10 protein-coding genes and 2 pseudogenes are annotated in these 14832 nt (G+C 30.6%); 6 read left to right on the top strand and 6 right to left on the bottom strand.

From position 1 onward, the window contains the following. The first annotated feature begins 73 nt into the window (after positions 1–73). Together H9655_RS21830 and H9655_RS21825 are read left to right on the top strand one after the other, a co-directional pair. Complete coding sequence (locus tag H9655_RS21830; protein ID WP_225230811.1) at positions 74–1000, top strand: ICP22 family protein; 927 nt, start codon at positions 74–76, stop codon at positions 998–1000. Positions 1001–1015: 15 nt separating this feature from the next. Beyond that, entirely contained in the window at positions 1016–1876 is an 861-nt protein-coding gene (locus tag H9655_RS21825; protein WP_191817337.1) for a DNA adenine methylase, read from the top strand. Positions 1877–2241: 365 nt separating this feature from the next. Here the strand turns inward: H9655_RS21825 and H9655_RS22600 are convergent, their stop codons facing one another. Then, complete coding sequence (locus H9655_RS22600) at positions 2242–2361, bottom strand: recombinase family protein (RefSeq protein WP_225230810.1); 120 nt, start codon at positions 2359–2361, stop codon at positions 2242–2244. Positions 2362–2640: 279 nt separating this feature from the next. On the opposite strand from H9655_RS22600, the gene H9655_RS21820 reads away from it, so the two are divergent. From H9655_RS21820 to H9655_RS21805, 4 genes are all read left to right on the top strand, one after another. Then, complete coding sequence (locus tag H9655_RS21820; RefSeq protein ID WP_191817336.1) at positions 2641–4371, top strand: KAP family P-loop NTPase fold protein; 1731 nt, start codon at positions 2641–2643, stop codon at positions 4369–4371. A 490-nt stretch (positions 4372–4861) separates the two neighbouring features. Continuing rightward, positions 4862–5584 carry a hypothetical protein gene (locus tag H9655_RS21815; RefSeq protein ID WP_191817335.1) on the top strand — a complete coding sequence of 241 codons (723 nt, stop codon included), beginning with the start codon at positions 4862–4864 and terminating at the stop codon, positions 5582–5584. Next, entirely contained in the window at positions 5577–6200 is a 624-nt protein-coding gene (locus tag H9655_RS21810) for a TIR domain-containing protein (protein WP_191817334.1), read from the top strand. Before H9655_RS21815 ends, H9655_RS21810 begins: the two co-directional genes overlap by 8 nt. A 922-nt stretch (positions 6201–7122) precedes the next feature. After that, positions 7123–10008, top strand: coding sequence for an AAA domain-containing protein (locus tag H9655_RS21805; protein ID WP_191817333.1), 2886 nt, complete (start codon positions 7123–7125; stop codon positions 10006–10008). A 238-nt stretch (positions 10009–10246) separates the two neighbouring features. Here the strand turns inward: H9655_RS21805 and H9655_RS21800 are convergent, their stop codons facing one another. The 5 genes and pseudogenes from H9655_RS21800 to H9655_RS22865 form a co-directional block, all read right to left on the bottom strand. Continuing rightward, positions 10247–13138: a DUF3427 domain-containing protein gene (locus H9655_RS21800; RefSeq protein ID WP_191817332.1), complete on the bottom strand. Its 2892-nt coding sequence runs from the start codon at positions 13136–13138 to the stop codon at positions 10247–10249. A gap of 28 nt (positions 13139–13166) precedes the next feature. Next, complete coding sequence (locus H9655_RS21795; protein ID WP_191817331.1) at positions 13167–13565, bottom strand: (deoxy)nucleoside triphosphate pyrophosphohydrolase; 399 nt, start codon at positions 13563–13565, stop codon at positions 13167–13169. Positions 13566–13878: 313 nt separating this feature from the next. After that, entirely contained in the window at positions 13879–14325 is a 447-nt protein-coding gene (locus H9655_RS21790; RefSeq protein ID WP_191817330.1) for an SMI1/KNR4 family protein, read from the bottom strand. Beyond that, positions 14318–14440 (bottom strand): annotated as a pseudogene (locus tag H9655_RS21785) (hypothetical protein); the annotation flags it as partial. The pseudogene H9655_RS21785 and the gene H9655_RS21790, both read right to left, overlap by 8 nt. A 131-nt stretch (positions 14441–14571) precedes the next feature. Beyond that, positions 14572–14801 (bottom strand): annotated as a pseudogene (locus tag H9655_RS22865) (SMI1/KNR4 family protein); the annotation flags it as partial. Positions 14802–14832 lie beyond the last annotated feature (31 nt).

The raw sequence follows: 14832 nt of genomic DNA, 5'->3' as shown, positions 1-14832 counted from the left end.
TTTCTTTGCACAAAATAATAAAATTGAACATTTTGAGTATTTTTAATAGTGAAAATAAATTAATGCAACACTAGTGAGAATTTATATTAAAAATGAGATTGATACTCGTACAAATATGAATGTTGTTTTTGACTCGGAAATTATAGAAATGTGCAAAACAACTACAATGATTGAAGGAGAATTTATAGGGAATGGAGGGACAAATCCAACAGATTCAGGAGAAGGACCAAAAGAAGGAAAAGGTACAAATCCAACAGATTCAGGAGAAGGGCCAAAAGAAGGAAAAGGTACAAATCCAACAGATTCAGGAGAAGGGCCAAAAGAAGGAAAAGGGACAAACCCAACAGATTCAGGAGGAGGGCCAAAAGAAGGAAAAAGGACAAATCCAACAGATTCAGGAGAAAGGCCAAAAGAAGGAAAAGGGACAAATTCAACAGAACCAAAGGAAGTGTCTAGAGAGGGAAAAGGACCTATTAGATCTGCCAATGATGTAGAGAAATATGTTAATCTTACAGGAGCGTTTCCATTTACTAATAAATATCAAAAAAATAAAAGAATTAATACGTTACTTAAGGAAATCAAGAATAATAAATATAAAGAAAATAGAATGGGCTCTATGTATTTAATACGCTCATTGCTAGAGACATATACTCATGAGTATATAGATTACTTTGTTAAAAACGATAAAATAGAATATAGAATAAAAGGAGTTGCTAGGGACAGAACAAAGCGAAAACAAAAATTAAGAGAGCTGTTATATAATAATATTAAGGAACACCTGAAAAAATTCTATCCAGAATTTGAAGAAGAGATTGAGCTTATAGAAATAACATTTACTGAAAATAATAATGCAGCTGCTACTAGAATTATTAATTTTTATATCCATTCTCAAACTCAGGTTCCGGATTATCAGGAGTTACTAGATTCCTGGAAAAAGGTATCAGCGATTTTGAAATGTTTGGATGAAATTTTGTTCAATAATATGTCCTTATCGGACTAGAAGGAGGAGGGGCTATTGCCAAGAACACTTTCTCCACTTAGATACCCAGGGGGAAAGACTCAATTATATAAGTTCGTAAGAAAATTAATTGAGCAAAATAATATTAATATGCCGATTTATATTGAACCTTTTGCTGGTGGTGCAGGTTTAGCAATTGAATTACTTATAAATGGCGATGTAGATTCAATTGTAATTAATGATTTTGATAAAGCAATTTATAGTTTTTGGAGTTGTGTTCTATATGATACAGATAATTTCCTAAAATTAATTGAAAATACTCCAATAAATATAATGGAATGGGAAAAACAGAAAGACATCTATAATAATCATTTCAATTACAGTAAACTTGAAGTAGGGTTTGCTACCTTTTTTTTAAATCGCACTAATCGTTCTGGAATAATTAAAGGTGGACCAATTAGTAGGGATGATGGTGGAAAATATAAGTTAGACTGTCGCTTTAATAAAGTTGATCTAATTAATAAAATTAGACGTATTTCTTCATATAAAGAAAAAATTCATCTTTATAACTATGATGCAATATATCTTATAAAACAAGTTATTCCTCTTTTTCCCAAAGAGCAACTTTTTATATTTTTTGATCCCCCATATTATAAACAAGGGAAAAATTTGTATACAAATTTTTATGACCATGATGATCACAAAGAACTTTGCTATGAAATTAAAGGTATTTCTGAAAGTCATTGGATAACAACTTATGATTTTAATAATGCTATATTAAAATTATATGAGAATTTGCCTAAAAAAGTGTATCAACTTTATTATTCAGCAAATCGTAAAAGAAAAGAAAAGGAATTTCTATTTCATAATGCAAAAACAATAGTAAATTCATATGACAAAGTTCAATTTATAGAATAATCGATGACTTGGTCAATAACCAACTCTATATCATGAGGAAACCTCATTTAGGGCTATCACGGAGAAGCGTATAGTAAATAGAGCAAAAATTATTGTAAATATAGTGAGATTTTATTATCAGAAGCGGGTACTGACTGAATATAATCAGCACTATCCGTTTCTCGATACAATGTGTGAATAATATTAAACATCTTTGATAAATTGACCTCTGTAAAGCCAAATTCAAGCAAGACTTTATTTACTGATTTTGAATGATTAATAAGGATGTTAATTTCATTCTTATAGTGTAGTAATGAAGCAAATGCTTGTTAGCCTCCCTGATGTATTAGGATATCTAACATATTTCGAGATAGTCGAGAAATCTTTCATACGAGTACAGCTTCGAATTTGTCAGCTTCAACATCAATAAGTTGTTGTATAGCAGGGCGCCCCTTTACATTCTCCCCACTGATTCCTTCATCAACATATTCTCTAGCAATATCCAAACATAAAGTATGGCATACTGGCGTAGAGTATATAACTGAGCAGCAATAATATAACTTCCATTTGCTTGTTCTTAGGTTGACACGAGACAGTGAAAAGCTACATGTCTAATTTCATTCATAAAAGTCCTCCATCCTAAATTTTAATATAAAAAATTATAAAAGGAAAGAATGTTAATATGTGTTATATATATGTTAGGAGATATTTAGAATATTAATTTATAGGCTTGTATCAATAACTATTCAAAAATATAAATTCAAATTTTATAGGAGAGACTTTTAATGAATAAAGAAGAAAGGGTCAAATATCTTAAAGATAAAATTCAAGAGCTAAATGACCGTATAGATCAGATTACATATGATAGAGGAGAAAACCCACTAGATGAAGATATACAGGAAGACGAGGTTCACTACAATGAGTTGGATGAATTAGGTAGAGATTTATCAGGTTTTGAACAGGAATTAAGAGAAATTGAATATAATGAAGAAGAAGAATTTAGAAGAGAGGAGTTAAGAAATCTAATTCACAGAGAAGGGTATATTATTCGAGATAAAGAAAGTACCAGTGATTTATTATCTCGATTAGAACATGCTCAAGAAATAGGCAAGCTTCTTTCTAATAAACAAACACTTACTCCACTAACACTCGGAATTTATGGAAATTGGGGTGAGGGAAAATCTACATTTTTAGGTTTAATTGAAAATGAATTAGGTAATATTAACAAAAAGATAGAAGATGATAGAGAAGAGGAAATTAAATATAATAAAACCCATGTGGTTAGATTCGATGCGTCAGAATACAATGATCAAGATAAGATCTGGTATTCAATGTTAAGTCGACTCTTTGCGAAATATGAAGAGGAAGTAGGAAGTTTAGCAAAAGTAAAATATGGGTTATATATGTTGAAAAAATCATTTAATGAAAATAAATTGAATTATATAATAAACTTTTCCCTATTAGCTTTATTCCTGATTTGGATTTTTGTTTATTCTAAAGACAAGTCAATTTTAGAAGTCATAACAGAAAATGATGTAATAATAAATATTTTAGGATTGGTTTCAACTTTTACAGTAGCTACTAATATTGTCCTACCTATTATAAAAAAATTAAAATTTCTTACTAAACCAATGTCCGACAATCTTATTTCTCAATTAAAGTATCCAGATTACAAGGATCTTCTAGGTACTAGAGAAAAGGTTAAAGAGAATTTAGAAGTCCTTATTCGAGCTTGGACAAAAAGAAGTGGAGATAAGATAGTAATATTAGTTGATGAATTAGACCGTTGTTCTGAAGAAACAATCGTAGAGTTTTTTGAAGCTTTACAACTGTTTTTACCAGTAGAATCAATAATTCATGTAATTGCTATTAACGAAGAGACTGTATGTTTCGCATTGGCTAATAACAATTTTCACTATTTTGATAAAGAGTTTGTGCCGAATAGTGAAAAGCTAGCGTTTGGGAAAAATTATCTAGAAAAATATATAACAATTCCTTACTATTTACCTTATGAGAATAGCTATAAACAATATATCAACCATCTTTTATCAGATAATTCATCAAATGACTATTTTAGAGTTTTTACTGAGGTAGAGAAAGAAATACTAATAAAAATAATTATAGATATAAGTGAAAATCAGCATATAACACCTAGAGAAATGAAAAAAATAATTAATTTATTACTTCTTTCAAAAGAAAGAATAATAAATATAAATAAGAAAAAAGAGAAAGGAATAATCGTAAAGTTTGAAGAACATCTAAGTTGGTTCTTACTAAAGTATTTTTATCCAGATACCTCAAACCAAGTAATAAATTATTTAAAGAAGTATTATCGTTACAATAAATATAAAAAGTTTAAAGAAATAAGTAGTAACTTACTTTATAGTAAGGGATTCAATGAAAACCCAAAAGCTGAACAAGTTAAAAAGCTATTTGAATATATAGAAGAATTAAGAGTTGATTATATACTTATTTCAAATAAAATTTCCGAAACTCTTATCGTAACAAAGAAATAGAAAATATATGAACAAAATGGGATGCTTATTGCACCCTGTTTTGTTATTAAAGATAGGCTATCTATCTAGTTAATCCGAGAGAACCAGTATCTATGTATATTAGTCCTTTGATCCAACCTTAGCATAGTGTTAGTAACTACAAAATATAAGCATAAATATACTTCGTTTCATTATAATGTAAATTAAATTTTTGGATTTCGTTAATATTTAAAGTATTTATAACCCCCTTAATTTACTTTTTATCAACATTATAAATTGTAAGTAATATAGACTCGAAGTTTGATATAAAACGATTTACAATTTTCGGTGCATCAATGTGTTGGAATAATTCAAATTGAACGACCTCGAAGCCAATATGAAGCATTGTCTGAACGCTTAAATTACATTAGTGAAAATAAAATGAAAATATTGCTAATTAATGATAACATATGATATTCTTTGGTTAATTATTGGTAAAATATAGGTGTGGGTTGTATTCGAGGTGGAATTCGTGAAGCAAATAGCAAAATGGCTAAACATAGTATTACTTATCGGTGGTATAATGGTCTTTCTTGGTATAGTTGATATACAAAAAATAGAAGTCCATTATATAAGCACTTTGTGGCGAAATTTAATTTTTATTTCTACTACCCTATTCACGTTAATACCCTTATTGTTGATAACCCTTCTGTTGGTATTCATAGGGCTTAAAAAGTGGGCTTTTCGTGTTGAAAAATTAAGCATTGGTGGATTTAATGTTTTATTCGATAATCCAAACCAATTGTTTAAAAGGCAGCTGCGTACTTTCTTAGATACAAAGCGAACCTTATTTAAGGTGGATTTAGAACATGACAATATTAAGGAAACACTAGATTCTTATTTTGAAGTATATAAGTTTGTTAGAGATGAAATTAAGATATTAGGTGATGAAAAAAAACGAAAAAGTAATAAAATAAGCAAAGGAACTCATCTATATGATTTATCTAATGAAATCATAAAAGAATTAAACGATTTCTTAACTACGCACCAAAGTAACTATCGACGTTGGTATACATACATAGAAAAACGAGATGAAGAAAATTTTTATATGAAACCAATTGGTGAACTACAACAAAGCTACCATGACTATGAACAACTAACAACTGATTTTGAAAAATTGAATAAATTCTTCACAGAACAGGTTGCTGCCGAATTTGACATTAATATAGAGAAATGGGGAATCCAGAGTGCATAAAACATTTATCAGTTATCACCACAAGAACGAACAAGATTTAAAAAATGAAATAATTGAAAAGTTTGGAGGAGAGGATTTTATTGATTCATCCGTTGCCGACGGAGAAATAAATACCGATTTAAGCGAAGATGGAATTATGAGAATTATAAGAGAAGATTACTTACATAATTCAACGGTGACTGTTGTTTTATTAGGTTGGGAAACTGCACAACGCCCATATGTTAATTCCGAAATTCAGGCATCTTTACGCGACACTAGTAAGAATAAACATAATGGTTTGTTAGCAGTAATTCGAGATGATTTATATAACACAATTTTTACAAGTGATACGTGTTCTGATTGCGGTGGGATAGTTCGGAATAGAAATAAGGCATTTTATGAATATTATATTCCAAATTTAATTAAGAAAAATCATGCTTATAATGGAGACAAATGCCATTACACCAGTAAAGATGTTTATTGTGCGGTTGTAAAATATTCTGATTTTATCAGTACCCCTGAATTTTATATTGATGAAGCATTTGATAAGCGTGATAATGACCTATTAGCTATAAAGAAGATTCCAGACGAATGTACACCGCGTATAGGTATGAACACAGCCAAAAGTCTTATATAATTAAAAAGGAAAGAGAATATATATATCTAATTTAGAAAGGCATTGGTTAATCACCAACGCCTTTTTTATCTCTTAAAAGATAGAGGAATTTTAGTAGTTTATTGATGGGATATTGATATAAAATTTTTATTGTATATGCAAAAGGAAGAGGCATGAAAGATGAATCAGTATTTATAAGAGACAGAATTTGCGAAACAGAGCTTATATTAATGGGTAACAGAAGAATTAAATAAAATTGCTTCATAGAGGTTAAGCCCATATCAAATAGAGATTAAGCAAATTGCATTATGTTAAGGCTTATTATTTCACTAATTAAGGTTTGGATGACCTTTAATCTCCTGAAATGTATGAAATATGATAAGGATAAATCTGCTGCTTAAACAGTAAAAAAATTATTCTGAATCGAGAACTTATTATGAAATAAAAGAAGATAAATTAATTTGGGACATTGAGAAGGAACCATATTTGATAAAATAGAAAAATGAGCCTTTGAATTTTGTAATTTAGAGATAGGGAGCAAACTGGATCAAGATTGGTGGAAACTTAAGAGGATCTGGTTTAGGATCATTTATTGGAAAGGAATTTGAGTGGATAGCTAAGGAACAGGCTCATAATGAACCTCTAGCTATAATAAAACAATTGAATGCTAATTCATATAAGATGGTAGAATGGTTTTGCTAAAAAGATTATGCGGTTTATATTCCTGGCTTGGAAGGTATGGGGCGAAAAACAGAGTTTGCGACTAACATGGTCAAAAATAACTACGGTGAACCCTATCGCAAGTATATAATCTTTTCTATTTAAACTGTCTAGAAGTGTTTGGACAATATTATGTGTTTTTTGTGGTACATTCGTATTTTATAAATTTGTTCATATACTTCATATTATTTACTACATTTATATACTGAAAGGAAATATTTTTATGCAAATGGATCTTCAAATGACCCAATATTTTAGAGACAGTATTGCGGCTAAACTATCAATAGACTTCAAAAAGAGTTCATATGAGATTGTTTCTTTTGAAGATATTGGAATAGGTCAGATCTCAGAAGAAAATTATCGAAAATTTTTTAAGAGGGCTAATAATTATTCAGGGGATAAAATTGAAGTAGTAATTGTTCCAAAAACAATTAAGATCATCTTTGAAAGGCAAGAAAGAGTTAATAACAATATCGAAGATTTAAGCGGGATATTTTTCATTCCAGCTTTGTTAGACGGGAAAGGAAGGTTATTTCCTCCAGAGGTGAAAACTCCGTGGATACCAAGGGAATATTTATTTCCGTTAATTGATGAATCTTTAGCAGTTGGAAGTTTAGATATTTTTGATGATTATATGAGTGATCATATTCATGAATTTAAAAACTGCCCCGATTGGGCATCTTACTTTGAATTGTGTAAAGGAATGTATGAGCAAATTACAGGAAATAAAATAACTGAACCAATAGTAGGTAGCATAGAGTTGGAGGATAAAATTTATTTATTTAAAGATGATACTATCATTGCAACAGGAAATATTTTAGCTTTATATGATGATTTGATAAAGGGGAACTATCCAAAATCTAAATTATATTTAAATTTCATTAAGCAAGAATTTAGCTTGTTAAACCCATTAATTAAGAATTCTATAGAGGAGTCACCAAAACATGTTGGCCAGATGGGGGGAGAATATGGATTATCCCCTTCACAAAGAGAATGCCTTGTTCATTTTAATCATATGGAAGAAGGTGATATCTTAGCTGTTAATGGCCCTCCCGGTACAGGGAAGACAACATTATTACAAACACTTGTGGCAAATTTATATGTGAAAAGAGCTTTAAATAAAGAAAAGGCTCCATTAATTGTCGCAGCTTCAACCAATAACCAAGCTGTTACGAATATAATCGAATCATTTGGAAAAATAAAGAAAAAGTGGGCTGTCAATAATCTAGAGAAGAGATGGGTTGAGGGGGTAAATAGCTTCGCTGTTTATTTTCCTTCTGCTAGTAAAGCGAATGAGGCAACAAAAAAGGGATTTCACCATACGAATCCTAAAGGAGAAAACTTCTTTGAAGAAGTGGAAAGTGATGAAAATATCCAGACTTCTCAAGAGAAGTTTATAAAGGAATGCTCCACTTATTTTGATACGCCTGTCCACTCTTTAAAAGATTGTGAAGAGAAAATTTGGAATCGATTAAATGGAATAAAAAACAATAGTAATACTATTTTAAAAAATTTCAACGATTTTTTTGAGATGAATCATAATGGAAATAGTATAGATATGTTTATGGTAGATATTGAAAGAGAGATAGAAGAAGGAAAAGAAAATTTACTAAAGTTGAAATCTAGAGTAAGGGAATGGCAAGAAGAGTATAAGAAAATTCCCTTCTATTATCGTTGGCTGAAATTTTTACCAAACTTTAAACATAAAGTCCAAAACAGAATAAGTGCTTTTATTGACCTAGAAGAAGATTTTCTAGATGATAGTATGGATATAGAAGAGATTATTTCAAATTATAGTTCGATAATTAAAAATGTAAGAAACAGCGTTCACGAAAAAGAGGAACTAAGTAAAAAGGTTAAAGGCATAAGGATTAATATTCAACAAGTCATTGACCATTTAATTAATTTAAATGTGCTTGAAATTAAAAACTTAGATATTTTTAGCGTAAAAAATATAGATGATTTGAATGGACTGTTGGATACTTCTTTAAGATATTTATCATTTTGGTTAGCGGTTCATTATTATGAATGTAGATGGTTAACTGCTAAGAAACTTACTACTAAACAAAGGGGAAAAAACTTTCAAAATGTATTGAATCTATTCTATGAGAATTTAAGTATGATTACACCTTGTTATGTCATGACATTTTATCAATTGCCAAAGCTACTTCTTGCATATGATGAGGGACAGCAAAAATACCTTTATAATAAAATTGATTTATTAATTGTTGATGAGGCAGGGCAAGTAACGCCCGAAATTGCAGCATGTTCATTTTCATTGGCTAAACAAGCAGTTGTAGTTGGCGATGTCCATCAAATAGAACCTGTTTGGAATATACATAGAAAGCTAGATATATCATTAGCAAAAACAGCTGGAGTGATTAATCTAAAAGATGAATTTGATCATCTAACAACGTTGGGACTGAATACATCAGAATCAAGTGTTATGAAGGTTGCTTGCAAAAGCTGCAAATTTGAAAAGTTTGAAGAGCGAGGATTATTTTTAAGTGAGCATAGACGGTGTTATGATGAAATCATTGAGTACTGTAACAAGCTAGTTTATAAAGGAAATTTAGAGCCAAAAAGAGGACTAGGTGCAAATGATAAAAAATGTAAACTAAACGAACGATCAATTCCTTATTTTGGACACTACCAAATAGATAGTATCCAATCTAGTAAACGTGCAGGTAGTAGATATAATGAAGCAGAAGCAATGGAAATAGTAAGTTGGGTTGTCGGAAATTTTAATTATTTAAAAACGATGTATCCAAAAATAAAACATAAAGATATTTTAGGTATAATAACTCCTTTTAAACAGCAGGTTTCAGAGATAAAAAAATCACTGCCAGAGGATTTGAAAAAACTAGTTGATGTGGGTACCGTTCATACATTCCAAGGTGGAGAAAGACAGGTTATTATTATGTCCACTGTATATGGAAAGAGTGATGGGTGCTATTTTATTGATGCTAATAGAAGTTTACTAAACGTAGCTGTATCAAGAGCGAAAGATAGTTTCCTAGTCTTTGGAGAAATAAATTGTCTCTCAAGTAGTGAAACGGCCCCTAGTGGGTTATTGAGGAATATGGTAACGGAATTTAAGAATTCTTAGGATTGTCACTGATCTCCATACAGAGTCTTATTATAAGGAAATCTAAAAACCGAATAAAATTCTCTAATAAAAGAGAGCTGTTGAAAAGTCAGGGGTATGGCTTTTCAAACAGCTCCTTTAAAAAAGCTTGTGTGGTATTAAAAAAATTTCCATGAAGCTAAAATAATTTTTTTATTAGCCATCACATAGAAAAGAAAGAACTCGAAGCATTTAATTCACTTCAAGTTGAGATTAATTCTTATTCTTCTACTAAATAATGATAAATATCATACAGAACAGGCTGTTCTAGTACTAAATTCATCGTAACGACTGATAGATGATTTCCTTTTCCATCAGGCATGGTTTCGTTTTTTACACTATCCTCAGCAATATCAACTTGACCTAGGTAATAAAAATCTGTGCCCTCGCCGTCATCCTTTTTCGTAAATAGATGAATTTTCAATCCCGACTCTTTATAAGATATGATTTTCTTTACCTCAGTGGAATCTAGTGTTAAACGGTTACGAGTGAACCATCTAAATAGTTCAGGTGATAAAAATTCATCACTATAAGCTTGACTTGTTTCAACTTCATCCTTTTTATGGTACGTAACAAAGATTGGACAAGTGTTATATTTTGCGCGGTACCCGTAAATGGTTGATGAATCATCATGTGGCCAGTTCAATAAACGACAAGCATCTCTACGGGAATATTTCTCAAATAACGTCAATGCTTTTGTTTTATCATATTTTTTATTTTTTACATAAGCGCATCTTATAATATCCTCAATATAACTTTTAAAATTTAAATCTCTCAAACTCTCCTGAATTTCTACATTAAATCGATAGTGTTCATCAACTACTTCAATAATTGGCTTGAATTTATATTTTTTTATATCATTTTTAACATGAAATCTTAGTGAGAACATATTTTCAATAGAATGAATGGTTGTATCGTCTGCATATGTACCAAAATCTTTTAATTTTTGAACGAATGATTTTCGGGATATGGACTCATTAGCAATTAGCGTTTCAATTAGAAGAATTTCGTGTATACGTTTGCCATTCATAAACTCTTTTGAAAACATTTCTAAAACAGATTGTTCATATTCAGTGAGAGAAGGAATTGACTCTTTCATTTTCAATTTAAAATTATAGTAGGTTTGAGAATAACCCACGATTACTTCAGGGTCGATTGAATTATGCTCAATAAAGTCAAAGAGAGTAGGAATTCGACCTAAACGATTTTTCATATCCGAATAAGCATCCCGTAATGTTTTTAATGTTGATAAATTAGTATTGTTAATAGCATCAAAAATTTTCTTTTTTGCAATTTCCTCAAAATTTATCGTTGATACACCTTGGATATAGTTTGTATTTACAGTTTTACGGCGGATGTTATCTTTGTTCAGTGTTTGGTCACCAGAAAGGGCAATCGGAATTAGGTAGTTGTTTTTATAGTTCCCAATAAAATCAATAATCGTAACATATTCTTTAGAATTGTGTTTACGTAGTCCGCGACCAAGCTGTTGTATAAAGATAATGCTAGATTGTGTTTGGCGGAGCATTACGATTTGATTTAAGTAAGGTATGTCAATTCCTTCGTTAAAAATATCAACTGTTAATATGTATTCGAGTTCTCCACTATTCAATTTGCTAATTGCATTTTCACGCTCTTCTTGAGAGTTGTCACCAGTTAATCCAATCGTTTTTAAACCTTCATGGTTCAAAGCATTTGAAAGTTCATGAACTTCCCCTTTTGAACTACAAAACATTAATCCACGGACAGAATCACCTGAATATCCATAGTAATTAATCTTTTCAATAATGTGTTTTACACGTTCAGAGGATACTAATTTTCGGAGTTCTGTTGTATCATCAATGTTTTCACCATCTTTTTCATAGTCTAAAACACCAAAATAATGGAATGGACAAAGCATTTCTTCTTCAAGGGCTGCTTGTAGACGTATTTCATACGCGATGTTGTAATCAAATAATTCATAAATATTAAATTTGTCAGTTCGTTCAGGTGTTGCCGTCATACCAAGCAAAAATTTAGGATTAAAGTAATTAATTATTTTTAAATAGGTTTCTGCACCAGCTTTATGTACTTCATCTATCAACACGTAATCAAACTGATCTTTCATAAATTGTTGAAGGTAGCCATCCCTAGAAATGGTTTGGATCGTAGCAAATAAGTATTTAGCATGAATATCTTTTGAGGTACCGGAAAGAATGCCAAAATCATCTTCGTGCCCACCAAGAATTCTTCGATAATCTCCCATTGCTTTCTTTAAGATTTGTTCACGATGAACAATAAATAGCATTTTCCCAGGAGCAAAGTTACGAACATCAAAAGCAGATAAATACGTTTTACCTGTACCTGTTGCAGAGATAATTAATCCTTTTTTAGCGCCTGATTCTCGAAGTGCCTTTAATTGTTCGAGTGCGGCTATTTGCATTTTATTCGGTTGGATTGCTAAGCTATCGGCAAGAGTGTTTGTTAAATACTCAGCATTTATTTCAAGTGCATTTGGAGAAATATGTTTAACAAAAGGTTTTAGTTCAAAATGTTGTTTGTAATTAGCAATCCATTCTTCCTTTAAAGGAAATGCTGCATCCCAGGCTTCTTCAAATTGATTTTTAAAATGGTTAATTATTTCACCATTTTCTAATGAAGTTAAAAATACATTCCATTCATAGTTTGCTTTTAATGCACTGTCTGTTAAATTAGAGCTTCCAACGATTAATGAGTAGTAGTCTTGATGTTCAAAAATATATCCTTTAGAATGGAACCCCTTTTCACTAGTTACTCGTACTTCAACATTATTAAGTTTTAGAAGCTCTTTAAACATTTTAGGCTGATTAAAATTTAGAAATGTTGATGTTAGAATACGTCCTTTTATCCCTTTTTTATTTAGGTCGTAAAGCATTGTTTTTAAAGTTGCTAAACCACCTTCAGTAATAAAGGCGACAGAAAAGATAAATGTATTACATGTTTTTAATTCTTGAAGTAATGTAGATAAAACATTTTCATGATGCTTGTTTGTTAAAAGTTTTGGTTTAAATTGAGTAGAGACTGGTTTGTTTTGATCTATAAATCCTTTGTATAGTGAGTTTTCTATTTTTTGAATAAGTTTTTGCTGCTCCATGTCAGTTCACATCATTTCCTTCGAATTCTTATCTTTCTTCCTTAGCAATCTTCTTCACTGCAGGGATATCTGCAGGGGCGAAATTTAGATTAGTAATTTCTTCTCGTGTAACCCACTTTGTGGCAGCATGTTCCAATGCTGTAGGTTGCCCCTTTGTAAGTTCTGCTTTGTAAGTTTCAAGTCGTACAATTACGTTTTCATATTCATAGACTGTATCTTCTACTTTGGAACCTACTTGAATCGAGCAAGAAAATTCTTCCTGAATTTCACGTTCTAATGCTTGTTCAGGTGTTTCTCCATCTTCGATTTTACCACCTGGAAATTCCCAATAATTTGCTAATGACATTTCTGGGCTTCTTAACGCACAGAAGATTTCATATTTTTTATTCTCAATAATAGCTCCAACGACGTGGACTGTTTTTTTCATAATAGATCACCTATATCCTATATTTAAGCTAATTTTAGTTTATTTTAGTAAAGGGGATTAGTAAAGTATTCGAGGTATTTATATGAGTGATATTTTCATTTAAAGCCTCACTGAGCTCCAGCAAGGTGAATTGTATTATAGGTGGTGGCAAATAGCATTTACATGAATTTTAATTTAGAAATTAGTATCAACATGGTCTTGGTATATTTTAATGTATCAAAGAGACTAACTATATAAATCCTCTTATAAATGTAAAATTTCAACGGCTTTTGTTTGATTTTCATTCATTTATAACTTCTTCTATTTATCTATCTTAAAAATCTTCTTCCCATGCTTCTTTTGCATCTAACAATCTTTGAGATAAAAACTCATAGAAATTTTTTGCTGTAATGTAGTCATCAAGTCCCCCTGGTCTATTCCACGCTATTACCGGGCATTCATTATCCTCCATTTCACTGATGTATAGACAATAAGCATATTCACCAGCATCTTCAATAACTACTAAATCTTTCTCCATTCCTAATTCTCTATATCTTTTTGTATGAACAACAACAGGAGCTCTATTTGACTTAGCCACTCCTAAAATATCAACATATAACCCACCAGAACCATAAGTATATAAAAACCATTTATAACTTTCTGGTAATTCCACCCCAAGCTCATTTTGTATAGAATTAATTCGACTCTCATCTACTCCACCTGTAAAATTATCTGATTCCTTATGTTCATTGATAAAGTTAAATAATTCCTTTTTATCCAATCGGGTTCCTCCATTCAGCATTATGAATCCCTCCTAAACCTGGATGTAGTTTTGAGGGTACCGCTACAGCTTGACCACCTCCACCAATGTGATGTTGTATTAAAATGTTCTTGTAATGTTGCTAGCTATCATGAGTATTTAAATCAAACGCGATATAAATTTCACCATATAGTAATTGATACTTAAAAAACCTTGAAAGGTATACTATCAACCATGGTTTTAGAATTATCTTTTATTGAACATTAATTAACAATTAAAATATTCCTTTAAGAAATAAAAAAACGATGACCAAGTTTCTTTTAACCTTTTAAAAGCTTTTCATCTCCACCCTCAAAATTAACTTTATAAACTTTATCTGTTACAGTGTCCAGCACTAATACAGTATTTGCTGACATTTCACTCAAAACAAGATATTGCTTCGGAAAACCGTGTTCCTTTCTAGAAATAAGTGTGTACCATTGAATATTATTTTCCTCATATAATGACTCACCACATTTTTATTGTGAA

It is taken from the genome of Cytobacillus stercorigallinarum (assembly GCF_014836495.1).
In the GTDB taxonomy this organism is placed as follows: Bacteria; Bacillota; Bacilli; order Bacillales; family Cytobacillaceae; genus Cytobacillus; species Cytobacillus stercorigallinarum.
The sequence above is the reverse complement of the archived record's forward strand: the minus strand, read 5'-3'. Positions and strand labels throughout refer to the sequence as shown.